The 18813-nt window shown below is 60.1% G+C and carries 17 protein-coding genes; 9 read left to right on the forward strand and 8 right to left on the reverse strand.

Annotated elements, in window-relative coordinates; all coding sequences use genetic code 11:
* Positions 1–196 precede the first annotated feature (196 nt).
* The 3 genes from AC1D2P_RS07560 to AC1D2P_RS07570 form a co-directional block, all read right to left on the reverse strand.
* Positions 197–1873, reverse strand: coding sequence for an ATP-dependent DNA ligase (locus AC1D2P_RS07560; protein ID WP_477811371.1), 1677 nt, complete (start codon positions 1871–1873; stop codon positions 197–199).
* Entirely contained in the window at positions 1870–2904 is a 1035-nt protein-coding gene (locus AC1D2P_RS07565) for a ligase-associated DNA damage response exonuclease (protein ID WP_477758345.1), read from the reverse strand. Before AC1D2P_RS07565 ends, AC1D2P_RS07560 begins: the two co-directional genes overlap by 4 nt.
* 204 nt (positions 2905–3108) lie before the next feature.
* Positions 3109–5559 (reverse strand): penicillin acylase family protein, encoded by a 2451-nt coding sequence (locus AC1D2P_RS07570; protein ID WP_109787993.1) that lies wholly within the window; start codon positions 5557–5559, stop codon positions 3109–3111.
* 193 nt (positions 5560–5752) lie between these two features.
* Here AC1D2P_RS07570 and AC1D2P_RS07575 point away from each other — a divergent pair, with 193 nt between their 5' ends.
* On the forward strand, positions 5753–6304 hold the full coding sequence (locus tag AC1D2P_RS07575) for a cysteine hydrolase family protein (protein WP_109788024.1): 552 nt from the start codon (positions 5753–5755) through the stop codon (positions 6302–6304).
* Positions 6305–6385: 81 nt separating this feature from the next.
* Here the strand turns inward: AC1D2P_RS07575 and AC1D2P_RS07580 are convergent, their stop codons facing one another.
* From AC1D2P_RS07580 to AC1D2P_RS07595, 4 genes are read right to left on the reverse strand one after another with little or no spacing between them, the layout of a single operon-like run.
* The gene (locus tag AC1D2P_RS07580; protein WP_007906737.1) at positions 6386–6595 is read right to left on the reverse strand and encodes an SEC-C metal-binding domain-containing protein; all 210 of its coding nucleotides are present in this window, start codon (positions 6593–6595) and stop codon (positions 6386–6388) included.
* Entirely contained in the window at positions 6592–7086 is a 495-nt protein-coding gene (locus AC1D2P_RS07585; protein WP_046029309.1) for an LEA/WHy family protein, read from the reverse strand. Before AC1D2P_RS07585 ends, AC1D2P_RS07580 begins: the two co-directional genes overlap by 4 nt.
* A 57-nt stretch (positions 7087–7143) precedes the next feature.
* Complete coding sequence (locus AC1D2P_RS07590; RefSeq protein WP_223523903.1) at positions 7144–7620, reverse strand: YchJ family protein; 477 nt, start codon at positions 7618–7620, stop codon at positions 7144–7146.
* A gap of 4 nt (positions 7621–7624) precedes the next feature.
* A complete protein-coding gene (locus tag AC1D2P_RS07595; RefSeq protein WP_046029312.1) occupies positions 7625–8122 on the reverse strand; it encodes a DUF6231 family protein in 498 nt (165 codons plus the stop codon).
* Positions 8123–8311: 189 nt separating this feature from the next.
* Between AC1D2P_RS07595 and AC1D2P_RS07600 the strand changes: the two genes are divergently transcribed.
* From AC1D2P_RS07600 to AC1D2P_RS07615, 4 genes are all read left to right on the forward strand, one after another.
* On the forward strand, positions 8312–9001 hold the full coding sequence (locus AC1D2P_RS07600; RefSeq protein WP_046029314.1) for a PA1041 family peptidoglycan-binding anchor lipoprotein: 690 nt from the start codon (positions 8312–8314) through the stop codon (positions 8999–9001).
* A gap of 90 nt (positions 9002–9091) precedes the next feature.
* Positions 9092–9808 (forward strand): PA1041 family peptidoglycan-binding anchor lipoprotein, encoded by a 717-nt coding sequence (locus AC1D2P_RS07605; protein WP_109787992.1) that lies wholly within the window; start codon positions 9092–9094, stop codon positions 9806–9808.
* Between the two features lie 147 nt (positions 9809–9955).
* Complete coding sequence (locus AC1D2P_RS07610) at positions 9956–10234, forward strand: DUF1145 domain-containing protein (RefSeq protein ID WP_046029318.1); 279 nt, start codon at positions 9956–9958, stop codon at positions 10232–10234.
* Positions 10227–10985 (forward strand): collagen-like protein, encoded by a 759-nt coding sequence (locus tag AC1D2P_RS07615; protein ID WP_477758346.1) that lies wholly within the window; start codon positions 10227–10229, stop codon positions 10983–10985. The genes AC1D2P_RS07610 and AC1D2P_RS07615 overlap by 8 nt, the downstream gene beginning before the upstream one ends.
* A gap of 43 nt (positions 10986–11028) precedes the next feature.
* Here the strand turns inward: AC1D2P_RS07615 and AC1D2P_RS07620 are convergent, their stop codons facing one another.
* Positions 11029–11493 carry a CopD family protein gene (locus AC1D2P_RS07620; RefSeq protein WP_046029321.1) on the reverse strand — a complete coding sequence of 155 codons (465 nt, stop codon included), beginning with the start codon at positions 11491–11493 and terminating at the stop codon, positions 11029–11031.
* Positions 11494–11592: 99 nt separating this feature from the next.
* Here AC1D2P_RS07620 and dinG point away from each other — a divergent pair, with 99 nt between their 5' ends.
* The 4 genes from dinG to AC1D2P_RS07640 all read left to right on the forward strand — a co-directional run bounded on the left by dinG (position 11593) and on the right by AC1D2P_RS07640 (position 18809).
* Positions 11593–13737 carry an ATP-dependent DNA helicase DinG gene (gene dinG / locus AC1D2P_RS07625; RefSeq protein ID WP_109787991.1) on the forward strand — a complete coding sequence of 715 codons (2145 nt, stop codon included), beginning with the start codon at positions 11593–11595 and terminating at the stop codon, positions 13735–13737.
* A gap of 96 nt (positions 13738–13833) precedes the next feature.
* A complete protein-coding gene (locus tag AC1D2P_RS07630; protein WP_477758347.1) occupies positions 13834–16335 on the forward strand; it encodes a beta-galactosidase in 2502 nt (833 codons plus the stop codon).
* Between the two features lie 119 nt (positions 16336–16454).
* Complete coding sequence (locus AC1D2P_RS07635) at positions 16455–17600, forward strand: EstA family serine hydrolase (RefSeq protein WP_046029641.1); 1146 nt, start codon at positions 16455–16457, stop codon at positions 17598–17600.
* Positions 17601–17714: 114 nt separating this feature from the next.
* On the forward strand, positions 17715–18809 hold the full coding sequence (locus tag AC1D2P_RS07640; protein ID WP_223523914.1) for an OmpA family protein: 1095 nt from the start codon (positions 17715–17717) through the stop codon (positions 18807–18809).
* Positions 18810–18813 lie beyond the last annotated feature (4 nt).

Raw genomic sequence — 18813 nt, forward strand, 5'->3', positions numbered from 1 at the left:
TATGAGCGCTTGTGGCGCAGAATTATTGTTACTGGAAAGCGTAAGACCTAATGAAAGTAGCAATTTCCGAACCAGAGTCCCGAACAAGCGTTTTAAAAGGTCATACAAGAAGTGACGGCGCAGGAATTGTGCACGAAAACGGGCTTGATGAGTGGGGTGCACCAACTTTGTTCGAGCGGACACAAAAACCAGTGGGTCAGCCCAGTAATTTTTGCAATGTGCCGAGGTCGTCAGCGTCCTCAACCGACTTGTCCTGACGCCRGCGCAACATCCTGGGGAAGCGCACGGCAATTCCGCTCTTGTGGCGTTTTGAAAGGGCAATGCCTTCGAATCCCAACTCGAACACCAGGCTGGGTTTCACGCTGTTGACCGGGCCGAATTTTTCCACCGTGGTTTTGCGCACGATGCTGTCGACCTGGCGCAATTCTTCGTCGGTCAGCCCTGAATAGGCCTTGGCGAAGGGGACCAGCGTGCGTTCGCTGRCATCAGGCGGACCATCCCAGACCGCGAAGGTGTAATCACTGTAGAGATTCGCCCGTCGTCCGTTGCCACGCTGGGCATAAATCAGCACCGCGTCGACGCTGAACGGGTCGACTTTCCATTTCCACCACGCGCCCATGTCCTTGGTCCGGCCGACGCCGTACAGCGAATCCCGTGCTTTGAGCATCATGCCTTCGACGCCGAGACTGCGGGAGGCCTCCCTTTGTTGGGCGAGGTCCAGCCAGTTCTCACCGATGAGCACTGGTGAGGCGAGTAACACCGGGCTGTTACAGGTGGCTACGACCGTTTCCAACTGAGTGCGACGCTTGGCCAGCGATTGATTGCGCCAATCCGCGCCGTGCCATTCCAGCAGGTCGTAGGCGAGGATCACCACGGGCACCTCTTCGAGGATTTTCTTGCCGAGAGTTTTGCGTCCAAGGCGCTGTTGCAACAAGGCGAAAGGTTGCACGGCGGGATTGCCGGGCAGGCTGGCATCGGTGCCGTGAGGCGCGGATTTCCATGCCACGATTTCACCGTCGATCACCGTGCCGTCGGGCAAGCCGTGCACGAGGTGATCAAACTCAGGGAAGCGTTCGGTCACCAATTCCTCGCCCCGCGACCAGATCCACAAACGCCCGTCGCGCTTGATCACTTGCGCGCGAATGCCATCCCATTTCCACTCCACCAGCCATTGGCTGGCGGGGCCGAGCAATGCTTCGAATTGCCCGGCCGGTTGCGACAAGGCATGGGCCAGGAAGAACGGATAAGGTTGCCCCCCGCGCTGCGCGTGTTCATCACCGGACTCAGCCGCGATCAATTTCAGGTAGCTGGCAGCGCTCGGGCGATTAGATAAGTCGGTGTAACCGACCATGCGCTGGGCCACGCGTTTACTGTCGAGTCCGGCCATGGCTGCCAGGGCTCGGGTCACCAGTTGCCTGTAAACGCCGACACGGAAACTGCCGGTGATCAGTTTGATGCAGAGCATCAGGCTGGCGCGATCCAGTTGCGACCAGAGCGTGGGCAATTGCTGGGCGAGTACAGAGGGGGATTCGCCGCGCAAGGACAGCAGCTTGTCTTCGATCCAGGTCGCCAGTCCCTCAGTGGAACGGTGGTGGGCTACGGGCAGCACCAGTGAGATGGTTTCTGCCAGATCGCCCACCGCCTGATAACTCTCTTCGAACAGCCAGGGTTGAAGGCCGGAAACGGTCACCGCCAACTCTCGCAATATGCGCACGGGCACCAATTGCCGAGGGCGTCCTCCGGCTAAAAAGTACACGGCCCACGCGGCATCTTGCGGCGAGGCCTGAGCAAAGTAGATTTGCATGGCCGCCAGCTTGGCGTTGCTCGACGTGGTGGCGTCGAGTTCGGCATACAACTCGGCGAACGCCTTCATGCCAACACCTTGTCTTTCTGGGGGGCGATCTGGGTGTTTTCTTCCTCGTCGTCGCCGTACTCGGTGTTGAAACCCTGTGCATCGAGACCTTGTTCACGCAGGTGGCGCACCAGAACCTCGACCGAGCCATGCGTCACCATCACCCGCTCGGCCCCGGTTTGTTCAATCGCCCAAAGCAAGCCCGGCCAATCGGCATGGTCGGAGAGCACGAATCCCCGATCGACACCGCGCCGCCGACGGGGGCCACGCAAGCGCATCCAGCCGCTGGCGAAGCCGTCGCTGTACTCACCGAAACGACGCATCCAGGTACTGGCGCCCGCGGATGGCGGCGCGATGATCAGGGCTTTACGCATCATCGGGTCACTCTTTTTTACCTCGCCGGCATAGAGAGTGGGCGGTAGGTAAACGCCGCTCTGGCGATACATCTGGTTAATCGGCTCCACGGCGCCATGCACCAGAATCGGGCCGAGAAGGGCGTCGATGCCATGGAGAATGCGCTGCGCTTTGCCGAACGAGTAGCAGAGCAGCACGCTGGCCCTGTCGGCGGCGGCGTTGGCCTGCCACCACTGATTGATCTCGGCAAACACCTGCGCCTGAGGTTGCCAGCGATAAATCGGCAGGCCGAAGGTCGACTCGGTGATGAAGGTGTGGCACCGCACCGGCTCGAAGGGCGCACACGTGCCGTCGGCTTCGGTCTTGTAATCCCCCGAGGCGACCCAGACCTCGCCGCCGTATTCCAGTCGCACCTGGGCCGAGCCGAGCACGTGCCCGGCGGGGTGAAAGCTGACGGTGACGCCATGATGTTTCAGGGCGTGGCCGTAAGGCAGGGTTTGCAGATTGATGCCTGCACCCAGGCGAGCGTGCAGGATGCCTTCGCCGGCTGACGCCGTCAGGTAGTGACGATTTCCGCTTCGGGCATGATCGCTGTGAGCATGGGTGATGATTGCGCGCTCGACGGGGCGCCACGGGTCGATGTAGAAATCCCCGGCCGGGCAGTACAAACCTTCAGGACGCGCGATAACAAGTTCCATGCTGTTGCCAAAATGGAGGGACTTGTTAGCTATGAGGTTGGCGTGAAGCCAGAAGTTCTATTGTTTTTTCAAGGGTGTTGATTGTTCCCACGCTCCGCGTGGTAACGCCTCAAGGGACGCTCCGCGTCCAGTGACGCAAAGCGTCACGAGCCGCATTCCCACGCAGAGCATGGGAACGATCTTTACGCCTACAGTGATCGGGGGTTATTTGCCCGGAGCCAGGGTCAATTGAGTCTTGCCGTACACCTTGTCAAAGTTCTGCGGTTGCATCGGCAGGCTCATGTAATTCCCTTTGAGCCATGGATCAATGCTGTCGAGGTAGTGCGGGCTTGCCGGGTTGCCCGACTGGCCGGTGCCGTTCTGGCCCATCAGCGGTTCGGCCTGGCCGAAGTCGACGATAAAGCGCATGGCCGGCGCCTGCGTGGTGTTGAAGTCCTCACCCCAGGCGAAGGCCGCCGTGTTGAGCGTGGTGTGGTCACCGCCCGCCGCAACGGGACCGCGAACGGTCTGGCCACTGGCGTTTTTCCATTCATAGCGGTGCAGTTTGCCCCACTGCCAGGCGTTGTGATTGCCACCCAACTGACTGTCACCGGCGTTGATCGCCGCTGCCAGGCTGCGGGCGAGGATCGCCGGCTTGTCTTCTTTCTGCGGTGTGCGCGCGTCATCCCAGAACGGGCTGTCTTCGCGCCCCAGCAGGTGATCGGCTTGAGCGGCGTAGGACAACTTGCCGTTGGCCACAAAGGCCTTCCACGCCGGGCTGCTTTGCGGGCCAAGTTCGTCGAGGAAGATCTGTTTCATGCTTTCTTGCAGAAACAATTCATAAATCGCTGCATCGGCAGAGGTCGTGCTGAGCTTGCCGTCGAACGCCATCAGGCGGGTATAGGCCTCGCGAGCCTTGCCGCGATCGGCATCCGGTAGCGCTTCGATCGCCTGTTTGAGCGGCTGGGACATGCCCGGTGCTTCAAACATTTTCTTCAGTTTGGCGGCGAACGTGGTGGTCTGGTCGTATTGCATCGCGATCACGCTGCGCGTGTCGTGTTTACCCGCGCCGGCCAATTCGGCCATACGCTCGCCACGTTCCGGTGCCGCCCACGAATTGGACAATTGCATTCCGTAGCCATGGGGAATGACGCGCTGATTGGCGGTGCCGAGCCAACCTTGCGCCGGATCCTGGTCGTAAGGGTGCAGCATCGGATCGGCGTAGCCGTCCCAGTCGTAGCGACCTTCCCAGCCCGGCGACGGCAACAGGCCTTCGCCCTCACGGCGGTTCGGGTAGCGACCGGTGACTTGCCAGCCGATGTTGCTGGCGTCGGCGAAGACCAGGTTCAGGGCGATGGCGCGGATTTCGCGGCTGGCGTCCGACGCTTTCTCGACGGTCTGGGCGCGGGACAGGTCGAAAAACGCATCCAGGGTTTTATCGTCGGTGAAGTTCGGCATTTGCAGGGCCAGGCCGAAACCATTGGCCAGCGTCGTGCCTTGGGCGCTATTGAGCAGCGGACCGTGACGGGTTTCGTACACCACTTCGCGAATCGGACGCTGGCCTTTGACGAAGTAGGTTTCGTTACGCACGATCGCTGGTTGCCATTTGCCGGCCACTTCATAGGTGAGGCCGTTGCCCTGGCGTTTGATCTTTTCCAGGAACAGGTCCTGGTTGTCGCCCATGACGGTGGTCATGCTCCAGGCGACTTTGCCGTTAAAACCACCGAGCACCATCGGTAAACCGGCAATGGTCACGCCCGAAGCCTGATATTTCGGCGCGCGGATCTGCACGTAACTGAACAGCGACGGCACGCCCAAGGGGCCATGACTGTCGCTGGCCAGCAGGCTTTTGCCACTGCGGCTGCGTTGCGGGCCGATCGCCCAGTTGTTCGACGAGGTCGTGCCCGACAGATTCAGGTCGGACAGTTGGCCGGTGGCCTTGCTGATTTCAGCCAGCCCCGGGATGGCGCCGTTGAGCTTGATGCCCTGAAGTTTTTCGGCTTCGGCCAGTGGCAGTTTTTCATCGGGCGCGGACGGTGTCAGCCAGGCGAGTTTGTCGGTGGTGACGGTCTGAGCCAGCATCAGCGAGGAAATTTCTTCCGGCAGGTTGGCCGATTGACTGAAATTCAACAGGCAGAAAATCAGCGCCGAATCTTCCGGTTTCCAGTATTCAGGCTTGTAACCGGTGGCCGCGAGATCGGCTGGCAGCTTGTCGCGGTAGCGGAACAGGTAGGCGTTGACGCCGCGCGCATACACTTCGAAGAAGCGCTTGAGACGCGGCGAAGAGGCTTTGTACAACTCACCGGCGTTTTTCTTCAGATTGACCGCGCGCATGTAGCGGTCGGCGTCCAACAGGTCGGCACCGGACATTTCTGCCAGGCGACCTTCGGCCAGCAGGCGCAGGGTGACCATTTGCGTGATGCGGTCACTGGCGTGAACGTAACCCAGGGCGAACAACGCATCGTGGAAGCTGTTGCTTTCGATCAGCGGCATGCCCATGGCATTGCGGCGCACCGAAACGTTCTGCGCCAAGCCCTTGAGCGGCTGCACACCGGAAGTTGGCGGGAGGGTGTCCTGAGCGTTCCGGGTCTGACAACCGGTCAGGCTCAAAACACCGGCCACTGCTGCGGCAACGCCGAACCGGGGAAGAAAATGTGTGAGGGCTGGCGAGGCCATGGCAAAGCTCCTGCGGGGGTAAAGGCGCAATAAAGGCGCTACGTTAGTGAGCAGGAGGAGGGCGCGCAAGCGGCGACGGGGTTATTTCTTTATGACGGTCGTTCCCACGCTCTGCATGGGTATGCCTTGCCTGTAAGAAGAGGTGATGCTGAAGTGTGTGAAATTCAATCACCACTGTTTGAGAAAAACCGGCATGGAGCTCAAGACCAACGCAGCGCTAATCATCATCGATCAACAAAAAGGTATTTTGCATCCTAGGCTCGGTCGCCGAAATAACCCTCAGGCCGAGGCGCGGATTCTGGATTTATTGAGCCATTGGCGTCGAACCGGGCGACCGGTGATTCATGTGCAGCATCTGTCTCGTTCACCGGATTCGGTGTTCTGGCCGCAACAGTCAGGCGTGGAATTCCAGGAGCGGTTTGAGCCACAGGCCGGCGAACAGTTGATCCAGAAACAGGTGCCGGATGCCTTTTGTGCCACGGGGCTGGAGGGTCGTTTGCGTGACGTGGGGATTTCTCAACTGGTGATTGTTGGCGTGGCGACCCATAACTCGGTGGAGTCCACGACGCGAACCGCCGGTAATCTGGGGTTTGAAACGTGGGTTGCGGAGGATGCGTGCTTTACCTTCGACAAGGCGGACTATTTTGGAAACGTGCGTTCAGCCGAGGACGTGCATGCGATGTCGCTGGGGAATTTGCAGGGCGAATATGCGACGGTGGTGAGTACTGCGCAGATCCTGGCTTGAGATTGATCTTTGGGGCCTCTTCGCGAGCAGGCTCGCTCGCGAAGATGATTCAACAGGCGAAAAAAACTTTCGCCCGAAGCATCAAGCGCCGTGGCACTTCTTGAATTTCTTGCCGTTGCCGCATGGGCAAGGGTCGTTGCGGCCGACGTCCTTCAGGGCATTGCGCACCGGTTCCTGGTGGGCGTGGCCACAGTTCGGGCCGTGAACATGGCCATGGTCGTGATCATGGTGGTCGTGATGGTCGTGATCGTGGTTGCAGTCAGGGCCATGGACATGGGGTTGCTGGGTCATCGGGTTCGCTCCGGAATTAAATCGGCGGGGATTATCACGCCATTGCGCGCCAGGTGCACGTCGTGAGGGATGAAAAAACCGGTTTTCAGTTCACCTTCCAGACGATAGGGGATGGGTTGATCGGGTTTTTTCAGCATTTTCACCAGGTCTCGCACCTTGGGCCACAGATTGGTACGGATCGGCACTTTGAAATAGGCGCTGTGCTTGGGGCTCACCGTAAACCGGTGATCATGCTCGCCTTCGGTCAGCAGGATGTCGCCCAAGTGAATCCGGTATTCAAGGCCGCGCACGGTCAAGTCGCTGTCGTTGGGGTTGTCGATACGAAAGTGCAGGAGAAATTTTTGCTCCAACAGTTTTGCCCGCACGAGTTCGACCTTGACCAGATGCACCTCGGGGTCCGGTTCATCGTCGTCAAACCAGGACGCACACCCTGTAAGCCCCAGAAACAGGAGCAGGCTGAACAGATAAAGTGTGTGTCGCCGGGTGATCATGGTCGTGTATCTCCCTTGAACCTGTAGCAGTCTTCGGCAGCTGCTACAGGGTGTCACTCAACTGTTGAAATACCCCGCGCAACACTTCTTGAATTTTTGCCCACTGGCGCAGGGGCAGGCGTCATTGCGTCCGGTCTTGAGTGGCACTGTGGGGTCGATGAAGTACCAGTGGCCGGCGTTCTGCACAAATGACGAACGCTCGCGGTGGCTATGTTCACCACCGCCATCGTGCCAGCGCGCGGTGAAGGTCACGAAGGCGTGTTCCGGTTGTCCGCCGAATACCTCTGAGCTTTCCACTTCCAGGCCCAGCCAGGTGCTTTGGGCGCTCCAGTCGCTGATGGACTGACGATTCAGGCCGGCCTGTTGGGCGGGCAGGGTGGTTGCCACCAGATAGTCGATCAACCCCAGCACGTAGGCGCTGTAGCGCGAACGCATCAAGGCTTCGGCACAGGGCGCCGGTTGCCCTGCGTGGTAATGACCGCAGCAGGCATCAAGCAGGGTGCCGCTGCCGCAAGGGCAAATGGATGTACTCATTGCATTACCACCAGTATTTCCCGAAATTTTCCGGATTGGCCCAAAAGCGTGAATTGAGCCAGTCGGGTACTTGTTTGTATTCAAGCAGATCGTAGGTAAACAGGGTCAAAACCTGTTCGTCGCGCTGGAAGCGTTCGCTGGCTTGCAGGGCCAGAGAGAAAAAATCCGTCTCCTGCCAACCACTGGCCGACAAGTCCGCCAGCACGGCAATACGACTGGCGTTGAGGTTGCGAATCCCGCCGAGCAGGTTCAGGCCATCGCGCTTGGGCAAATGTTCGAGGCAGTCGACGGCCAGCGCCAGATCAAAGCGGCGCGCCGCCAATTCTTCCGGCAACGGGCCCGGTGCAGCGTGCGCTACACACGTATCCGGATGGGCCAGCTTGAAAGCTTCCAGCGCGGGGAACTCACTGGCACCGATCAGCAACAGTTGTGCGGGGGCATAGCGATCCAGCAAAGCGGCCAAAGCTTGTTGGGGCGTGCGCGAAGAAATACCTGCAATCATCAAAGATCCTCATTCAGAACGCCAAGACTAGCCTGCCCAAACGTGCGGGCCTAGAGCGTGTTTGCAGCAAATACGCCAATCTGGCGTCAAGGCGAGATAAAACAGCGATGGCCCATTGCTGGCGGAGTTTAAAACTCGGGTCTTTACTACCTGAATCGGTTCTAAGCCGATCCCTCAGGAGAAAACTAGATGAGCATAGTTCGGACAGCATTACCCTTGGTTCTGCTCACCAGTGTGTTGACTGGTTGCGCAGGTTTGCAAAAAACCGACTGGCCGACCTGTGCGCTGGTCGGTGGTGTCGTAGGTGCGGGTCTCGGCGCGACCGAGAGCTCGGCATGGGCAGGCTATGGTGCGCTGCTTGTCGGCGGCACGGCAGCGGCCTATTGCTGGGTGCACGGTGATGGCGACGAAGATGGTGATGGTGTACCGGACAGCCGCGACAAGTGCCCGGGCACACCTCATGGCGTGACCGTCGATGCCAACGGTTGCCCTCCACCGGCACCGGTGGTCGAAGAAGCCGTTGTGGTCAAGGAAGAAACCATCGTCATCCGCGATGTTCACTTCCAGTTTGATAAAGCCACGCTCACCGAATCGGACAAGGAGGTACTCAACAAAATTGCGACTCGCCTGAAAGCGGAAGCGCCTACCGCTCAACTGACCGTTACTGGCCATACCGACAGCGTGGGTAGCGATACCTACAACCAGAAACTGTCGGATAAACGCGCCCACTCGGTGGTTGAATACCTCATCCAGGAAGGCGTACCACGCAGCAGCTTCGTGTCTGTCGTCGGTGCCGGTGAAAGCCAGCCAGTTGCCGATAACAAAACCGCTGACGGCCGCGCGCAGAACCGTCGCACGGAAATCAAAATCAACCGTTAAGTCTCCTCCGCTCCGCGGCTTGTATAGTCGCGGATGCGGGTCTTTACTCCTGTGTAACCGGTATAAGCCGGTAACACAGGAGCTTTCAATATGAGYGTTCTCACAAGGACCGTCTTGCCGGTTCTGCTGCTTGGCAGCCTGCTGACCGGTTGCGCTACTCACAGTGATGGCACCGCCCCCCTCAATCAACGTACCTGGCCGATCTGCAGTCTCATTGGCGGACTGGTCGGAGGTGGTTTGGGCGCTATCGAAAGTGGCAGTTGGGCGGCCGGAGGCGCAGCGCTCGGAATCTTGACCGGTGGCTTGATCTGTTATGCACAGGATGGCGACGAAGATGGCGATGGCGTCTTCGATCGACGTGATCGTTGCCCCGATACACCAGCCAACACGCCCGTTGAACATCACGGTTGTCCGTTGCCGCAAACCCCGGTCAGCGCGCCTGCCGAACCTGCACAATCGGAAGTCGTCACCCTCAGTGATTCGGGCAACGTGCTGTTTGCATTCAACCAATCCGACCTGACTCCTGCTGCCAAGAGTGAGCTGGATGCGTTGATGCCCAAACTGCAAAGTGCCGATGTGGTGAGTATCAAGGTCGTTGGACATACTGACGGCGTCGGTTCGGATGTCTACAACCAGTATTTGTCGGAACGTCGTGCCACCAGCGTGGCGGCCTATCTGATGGACCAAGGCCTGGACCCGAACAAAATCACCAGTGAAGGCAAGGGCAAAAGTGAGCCTGTGGCCGATAACGATACTGATGAAGGCCGCGCGAAAAATCGTCGCGTGGAATTGCACATCAACCGCTAAGCCGCTAGCTAGAGCCATCGGTCGGTCAATGCGGCGGGCCGATGGCCATTCGGCGGACTTCATGAAGATTTTTCCGTTGCCCTCTGGCGCACCCCTCGCACAAGCCGTTACTGTGCGCGCAAAGAATAATGATCAGCGGGGGAGCGTATGAAGGTTTTTTGGGGGCTGGGGAAGCTATTGACCCTGCTGTTCTGGTGCATGGTGCTGGTCAATCTGCTCATGCCATTCATTTATCCGCTGCACCTGTTGGTCAATCTGGCGGGTGGTCTGCTGGCACTGCTCCATCTGCTGGAACTGGTGTTCTGCAACCGCAGCCTCAAAGGCCGTGCCCACCCTTGGCGCGATCGCCTCAAGATTGCCCTGTTCGGCGTGTTCCACCTGCAAACCATCCCGGCTCCCTCCGCATCGAAGGCTTCCCATGCGTAATCTCTGTCTGCTCGCCGCTTTTATCAGTCCATTGGCCTGCGCTCAGGTTGTCAGTGTCGAAGCCAACTCGTTGATGCGCTTGCCCAACACGGCCAGCTCGCTGCAGTTGGAGCGTCTGGAAGTCGCCGATTACGCCACGCTGTTGATCCCCTCTAACGTGACCGAAGTGACGGTGGGTGAATTGCACCTGGGGCGTGAAGCGCGAATTGCCATTGTGCCGAGTGAGCAAGCGCTGGAGCTGAAAGTCCATCGCGCCGAAATGTCTGAAGGCAGCCAGATTACCGCGAGGGGTGCACCGGGAAGTTTCCAGAAGGCTGCACGCTCGGGACGCAACCTGAACTTGCAGATCAAGGCGTTGAATGCCCCGCAATTGTCGGTCGATGCTCGTGGCGGCGCCGGTGCACCAGGTTTTTTTGGTCTTGATGGCGCCAATGGCCAGGCAGCGGGTTGCACCTGGGGGCAGGCCGGTCACGGCGCCGATGGCAGCAACGGCAGTGATGGTCAGCCGGGGGGCGCAGGTGCGCTGGTAAGGCTGGAAGTGCCGCGCGATTACCCGGCGGATAAAATCAAGGTGCAGGTCGCTGGCGGTGCCGGTGGCCTGGCAGGTCCTGGCGGCAAGCCGGGAGCAGGTGGCAAAGCCAAAGGCTGTCTCGTGTACAAGACTGATGGCGGCAAAAGTGGCCGTTCGGGTGCGGACGGCCAGCCTGGTCCTGCCGGCGCGGCGGGTTCGGTGACGATTCAGCGTCTCTAAAGAACGACCGGTTGCTCCCACGCAGAGCGTGGGAACGATCGACTCAGAACATCGGCCGGGCCGCGGCAATGGCCACCAACAACAGACCCACGATCAAATTGATCCCCACCAACCGTCGAATCCTTCCGAGTACCGCAGCACCCGCCGGCCAATCCTGTGCCGTCACCGCTGTGCGCAACTCCGGCAGCATCAACGCCTGAATCCGGATAAACAGCGCCGTCATCACCACGTACAGCCCCATCATCACCTGCACATAGCGCGGTGCGGCCTCGAAACCGGCAAATTGCAGATGAATCATGCCGACACCACTGATCGGCAACAGCACCACCGCGACCCAGACCCAGCGGAAAAAACCCTGGAACACTTCCACCCACAGCTTCAACCGCGCGGGGCCTTCCAGCGCCTTCACGGCAGCGGGACGCAAGACCATCCAGGCGAAAAACATGCCGCCCACCCACACCAGGGCGGACAGGACATGCAGGGTATAAACGATGCCAAAAGGTGTCATTGAGGTACTCCGTTCTGCGCGGGATTCATTAGCGGGGTATGATAGCGGCCGAACCGAACTACTGAAAATTTATCCAGCGTTTTTTGCGCCCGACAATCCATGATCAGCACCGAACTCAAAACCACGATCCAGGGCGCCTACTCGCGTTTTCTCGAAGCCAAGAGCCTCAAGCCGCGCTACGGTCAACGCCTGATGATCGCCGAAATTGCCAAGGTCCTCGGGGACATCGACACCGATGACGAAGGCCGGCGCAGTGGCGACCCCGCGATTGTCGCGGTGGAAGCCGGCACCGGTACCGGCAAAACCGTGGCCTACAGCCTGGCGGCGATCCCTACCGCCAAGGCTGCCGGCAAACGCCTGGTGATCGCCACGGCCACCGTGGCCCTGCAAGAGCAGATCGTCTACAAGGATCTACCCGACCTGATGCGCAATAGCGGGCTGAATTTCAGCTTCGCATTGGCCAAGGGACGTGGGCGCTATATGTGCCTGTCCAAGCTCGACATGTTGCTGCAAGAAGGTCACGCGCAAACCGCTACCGCGCAGTTGTTCGAAGAAGAAGGCTTCAAGATCGAGGTCGACGAGGCCAGTCAGAAGCTGTTCACCAGCATGATCGAAAAACTCGCCGGCAATAAATGGGATGGTGACCGCGACAGTTGGTCCACCGCCCTGGAAGATGCCGACTGGGCGCGCTTGACCACCGATCATAGCCAATGCACCAACCGTCATTGCCCGAACTTCGGCCAGTGCGCCTTCTACAAGGCCCGCGAAGGCATGGGCAAGGTTGACGTCATCGTGACCAACCACGACATGGTGCTGGCTGACCTGGCCCTGGGCGGTGGTGCGGTGCTTCCCGACCCACGAGACACCCTCTACGTCTTCGACGAAGGTCATCACCTGCCGGACAAGGCCATCGGCCACTTCGCCCATTACACGCGCCTGCGCTCCACGGCCGACTGGCTGGAAACCACCGCCAAAAACCTCACCAAACTGCTGGCCCAGCACCCGCTGCCGGGCGACTTGGGCAAGCTGATCGAACAAGTGCCGGAACTGGCCCGCGAGATCAAGACCCAACAGCAGTTCATGTTCAGCGCGTGTGAACAGATTGCCGATTTCAAGCCGGGCGAAGACGTCGAAGGCCGGGAACGGCCGCGTCACCGCTTCGTCGGCGGGGTGGTTCCCGAGCACATGCGCGAGATGGGCATCGAGTTGAAGAAGGGCTTTGCCCGCCTGACCGACCTGTTCACCCGGCTCACCGAGTTGCTCAAGGAAGGCATGGACGGCGAGGTCAACATCGGCATCGCCAGTAATCAGGCCGAAGAGTGGTATCCACTGTTCGGCAGCTTGTTGTCGCGCTCCTCGGGCAATTGGGAATTGTGGGTCGCGTTCACCGCCGAAGACCCGGAAGACAATCCGCCCATGGCGCGTTGGCTGACGCTGGCCGAAAGCGGTTCGCTGTTTGACATCGAGGTCAATGCCAGCCCGATCCTTGCGGCGGAAATGCTCCGGCGCAACCTGTGGAACGTGGCTTACGGCGCGTTGGTGACCTCGGCGACGTTGACTGCGCTCGGCACGTTCGACCGTTTCCGCATGCGCGCCGGCCTGCCTAAAAAAGCCGTGACCGCCGTGGTCCCGAGCCCGTTCCACCATGCCGATGCCGGCGTGCTGCGGGTGCCGGACCTGAAAGCCGATCCACGGGATGCGCCAGCCCACACGGCGGCGATCATTCGCGATTTGCCGGACCTGGTTGAAGGCTCGCGAGGCACGCTGGTGCTGTTCTCCTCACGCAAACAGATGCAGGACGTGTTCGACGGCCTCGACCGCGACTGGCGCAAGCAAGTGTTCATTCAAGGCAACCTGTCGAAGCAGGAAACGTTGAACAAGCACAAGGCGCGTGTCGATGGCGGGGATTCCAGTGTGCTGTTCGGCCTCGCGAGTTTTGCAGAAGGCGTCGACTTGCCCGGTGCTTACTGCGAGCACGTGGTAATTGCGAAGATTCCGTTCTCGGTGCCGGACGATCCCGTCGAAGCGGCGTTGGCGGAATGGATCGAAGCGCGAGGCGGCAATCCGTTCATGGAGATCTCCGTGCCGGATGCCTCGTTGAAACTGGTCCAGGCCTGCGGTCGTTTGCTGCGTACCGAGGAAGACCGCGGCACCATCACCTTGCTCGACCGGCGTCTGGTCACCCAGCGTTATGGCAAAGCCATCCTCAATGCGTTGCCACCCTTCCGCCGCGAAATTTCCTGATACACCGGTGGGCACATTTGCCCGCCGCGTTGTCTATCTCTCTGCCATCGCTTTTCCATTGGCCCATTGAAGGTCGTTAGGGAGAACCACGTTCCTATGATTCGCCGTTCGTTACCCGCTGTATTTGCCCTGATGTTCGCAGCCCCTTTGCTGGCGGCCCCTGCTGGCCAGCAGACGCTGTTCAACTTTGTCCGCCCTGCCGACGTGGTCCAAGTGGCGACTCAGGATGCCAGCCTGCCGCAATCCAATGCGGAGCAAACAGCCGAAGGCGAAGTGTTGCGCCGGGTCACGTTCAACCCGGTGGCTCAGCCGAGTTTGCGCTTGACCCCGCAAACGGGGGCCTGGGACTGGTCGCAGTCGGGCGTCATGAGCCTGCGGATTCAAAGTGCGATGGACTGGGCCGTGACCCTGTACGTGAAAATCCAGAGCAATGACGGCAAGACACTGTTCAGTCGTGTCGATTTGCCGGCGGGCCCTGCGCAGACCTTGCTGGTGCCGCTGGTGGCAAGCTCCCCCTTGAGTCAGGGCATGAAAGCCGGGCCGCCGATGCCGATGACGGTCGACGGGCAGCGCATTTTGTTGGCCAGCAGCGCCGGTGACCTGGATCGCAGCCAAGTGGTGTCGGTGACCTTGTCGATGGATCAACCGAAAGTGGCGCAGAACATCTTGCTGGAACGTTTTGGTGTGCAAGACGGAGAGGCTGTGACACGGGCCGTTTATGGCGGACTGGTGGATGCTTACGGCCAGTCGACACGGGCCAAATGGCCAGAAAAGGTCAGCAGCGATGAGCAACTGAAAAGCGCCGCCGCCAAGGAACAGCAACAACTGAAAACCTGGCTGGCCGAGCGCGAAAAATCTTCCCTGGATACGTTTGGTGGCTGGACCAAAGGCCCGACGTTTAAGGCCAGCGGTTTTTTTCGAACCGAAAAGCGTGACGGTCGCTGGTACCTGGTGACCCCGCAAGGGCACCCGTTCTATTCACTTGGGGTCAATACCGTTGCCCCGGACGTCAACCAGACTTACGTCGCCGGCCGGGAGTGGATGTTCGAGTCCCTGCCAAAACCCGACGAGCCGTTGGCCAGCCACTTTGGCGAAGGCGATAACCGTGGCGGCAACGGCGCCGATCAGGGTCGTGGCTACAACGCCGGCCAGTGGTACGACTTTTATGGTGCCAACCTGCAACGTCTGTACGGCGCACCTTGCGCACAGGGCAGCGACACCAAGGCAGGTGTCGCGCAAGCGGCCAAGGCTGACGCGGTAGAAGCCACGTCCGACAGAGCTGCCGAGCAACCCGTCGTGCCTTCGACGGCCGAGTCCGGTGTCGCCGAAGCCGTCAAGGCCGACGCTGTTGATGCGTCCGCCGCAAAAGCGATTGAGCAAAAACCTGCCGAACCCTGCAAAGCGCTGGTTGATGAACAACGCTGGGCCAGTCACACGCTTGATCGCCTGCAAGCCTGGGGCTTCAACACCGTTGGCAACTGGAGCGCCCCGGCGCTGGCCAACGCCGACCGCGTGGCGTACACCTTGCCGCTGTCGATCGTCGGCGATTACGCCAGTATCAGCACCGGCACCGACTGGTGGGGCGGCATGCCCGACCCGTTCGACCCGCGTTTTGCCATGGCCACCGAGCGCGCCGTGGCCATTGCTGCCCGCGACCATCGCGACGATCCATGGCTGATCGGCTACTACGCCGACAATGAACTGGCCTGGGCTGGTCCTGGTGACGATCTAAAAGCCCGTTACGCCTTGGCCTATGGCACCTTGAAAATGACCACCGACGTGCCGGCCAAACGCGCGTTTCTCAAGCAACTGCGCGACAAGTATCGCAATCAGGCCGGTCTGTCCAAAGCCTGGGGCATTGACTTGCCGGCCTGGGAATTGATGGAAGACCCAGGCTTCGTGCCACCGCTGCCGAGCGCCGAACACCCGGAAATCGAGGCCGACTTCAAATACTTCCAGAAAGTTTTTGCGGATACCTACTTCAAGACCCTCTCCGACTCGCTCAAATGGCACGCGCCGAACCAGCTGTTGCTGGGCGGTCGTTTCGCCGTCAGCACCCCGGAAGCCGTGGAGTCCTGCGCACAGTATTGCGATGTGCTGAGCTTCAACATGTACACCCTGCAACCGCAGGACGGTTATGACTTCGCCAAACTGCGCAGTCTGGACAAACCGGTGTTGATCACCGAGTTCAACGTGGGCTCGGCGGATCGCGGCCCGTTCTGGGGCGGCGTGACGCCATTGGCCAAGGAAGAAGACCGTGGGCCGGCCTACGCGAACTTCCTGAAACAGGCGTTGAGCGAACCGTCGATTGTCGGCGTGCACTGGTTCCAGTTCCTCGACCAACCGGTGACCGGGCGTTTGCTGGATGGCGAAAATGGTCACTTCGGGCTGGTGGGTATCACCGATCTGCCGTTCCAGGGTTTTGTCGAATCGGTGCGCAAGAGCAACCTGGCGACGGTGGATCAATTGGGCAAAGCGGCCGAGAAGGCCGCGACCGAGGCAGACAAAGCCAGCCACGATGCTGAAGGCGGCAGAAAGGCCGAGGCCGGCAAAGGCCCGGGCAAGGGCGCCGGTGGGCATTCCGGCCAAGGTCACTGAGGCTTCCTGTGGGGAGTCATTTCAATAGGTAACCGCCCAGCCCAACACTGTTCCCAAAACGGCTAATGGCTGGAACAATGCGGGCCACTTTGTATAGCGAATATCCGGGAGCAATGCGGGTGCAGATTCAGGGTCATTACGAGCTCAAGTTCGAAGCAGTGCGCGAAGCGTTCGCGGCGCTGTTCGACGATCCTCAGGAACGTGGCGCAGCCTTGTGCATCCAGGTCGGCGGTGAAACCGTCCTCGACCTCTGGTCCGGTACCGCCGACAAGGATGGCAGCGAAGCCTGGCACAGCGACACCATCGCCAACCTGTTCTCCTGCACCAAGACCTTCACCGCCGTCACGGCCCTGCAGTTGGTGGCCGAAGGCAAGCTGCAACTGGACGCCCCGGTTGCGCGTTACTGGCCTGAATTTGCTGCGGCCGGCAAAGAATCCGTAACCCTGCGTCAATTGCTCTGCCATCAAGCCGGCTTGCCAGCGTTACGTGAATTGCTGCCCCCGGAAGCCCTTTACGACTGGCAAACCATGGTCGATGCCCTGGCGGCCGAAGCCCCTTGGTGGACGCCGGGCCAAGGCCACGGATACGCCGCGATCACTTACGGCTGGCTAGTCGGCGAGTTGCTGCGACGTGCCGACGGTCGTGGGCCGGGCGAGTCCATCGTGGCGCGTGTGGCCAAGCCTTTGGGACTGGATTTCCATGTCGGCCTGGCCGATGAAGAATTCCACCGCGTGGCGCATATCGCCCGAGGCAAGGGGAACGTCGGCGACGCCGCTGCCCAACGCCTGCTGCAAGTGACCCTGCGCGAGCCGACAGCCATGACCACGCGTGCCTTCATCAACCCGCCGTCGATCATGACCAGCACCAACAAGCCCGAGTGGCGGCGCATGCAGCAACCTGCCGCCAACGGTCACGGCAACGCTCGTAGCCTGGCAGGTTTCTACGCCGGCCTGCTCGACGGCAGTCTGCTGGAAAGCGAAATGCTCGAGGAGCTGACCCGCGAACACAGCCTTGGCGAAGACAAGACTTTATTGACCCGGACCCGCTTCGGTCTGGGGTGCATGCTCGATCAACCGGACGTACCTAACGCGACTTACGGCCTCGGCCCGCGCGCGTTCGGGCATCCGGGCGCTGGCGGCTCCATCGGCTTTGCCGACCCGGAATACGATGTGGCCTTCGGCTTTGTGACAAATACCCTGGGGCCGTACGTCTTGATGGATCCACGCGCGCAAAAGCTTGCGCGAGTATTGGCCACTTGTCTGTAAAACCCGCTCGAGGGTTCCGCAACCGGAACCCGACAGTGTTTTCGGCTTCAAAGCGTCAGTTTGTGCAGGCCGGTTCGGTCTGACTTTTCATTACTTCATATTTGTGGATATCCAATGTCATCCAAACAAACCCTCGCCCTGGCCCTGTGCTTTGCTATCACCGGTTGTGCACAGACACCAAAAAGTGATTCCGATGGCGGTAGCTGGTGGTCGTTCGGCTCCTCCGACAAAGTCGCCGCTAAAGAACCGACTCCGGCTCCAGTCCCACTCAAACCTGCTGCCACGGCCCCGGTTGCCAAAGCCGAAAGCACCAGCCCTTGGTACTGGCCGTTCGGTTCCGATGACGCTGTCGACAAGGCTGCTGTAAAGCCGGAAGTGAAACCTGAAGCCAAACCGACCCAGGTGGCCAAGGCTGAGACGGGTAACAGTTGGTGGTGGCCGTTCGGTGGTAAGGAGCAGAGCGGCGCCAAAGCCGTACCGATGCCAGACCCTAAAGTCACCCAGGCCTGGCTCGACGATTACGAGCCGCGCCTGCGTGAAGCGATCAAGGACAGCAACCTGAAACTTGAACGCCGTGAAAACGTGTTGGTGGTGATCGCACCGGTAGAAGGCTCCTTCAACCCGGACCGTCCTGCCATGCTGCTGCCGGTCACCCTCGGCCCGTTCACGCGTGTTGCGAAAATCCTCGAGGTCGACCCAAAAACTGCCGTGCTGGTACTCGGTCACAGTGATACGTCGGGTGCTGCACCGGCCAACGTGAAACTGAGCCAGGAGCGTGCACAAGCGGTAGCCGCGATTTTCCGTCTCAGCGGTTTGCAGCGTGATCGCTTGATGCTGCGCGGCATGGGCGGTGAAGCCCCGCGTGCCGCCAACGACAGCGTCGAAGGCCGTGCCTTGAATCGTCGCGTGGAATTGCTGGTGACCCCGCAAAACACCATGGTGGCGCTGTTGAGCAAGTACAACATGCCGGCCCCTGCGCCAGTGACCATGATCGCGGCCAAGGACATCAAGCCTGTGGCCACACCGGTCACTCCTGCGCCAGCCGCGAAAAAAGCGACTGTGCCTGCCACTAAAAAGGCTCCGGCCCATAAAGCCACTGCCAAGAAAGCACCCGCTAAAACCGCAACGCCGGCGAAGAAAACGACACCGGCCAAAGCAGCTGCCGACACCAAGAAAGTCGCCGTCACCGCAGACGCCACTAAAAAGTGATTCG

Source organism: Pseudomonas sp. P1_F1_2 (assembly GCF_056405815.1).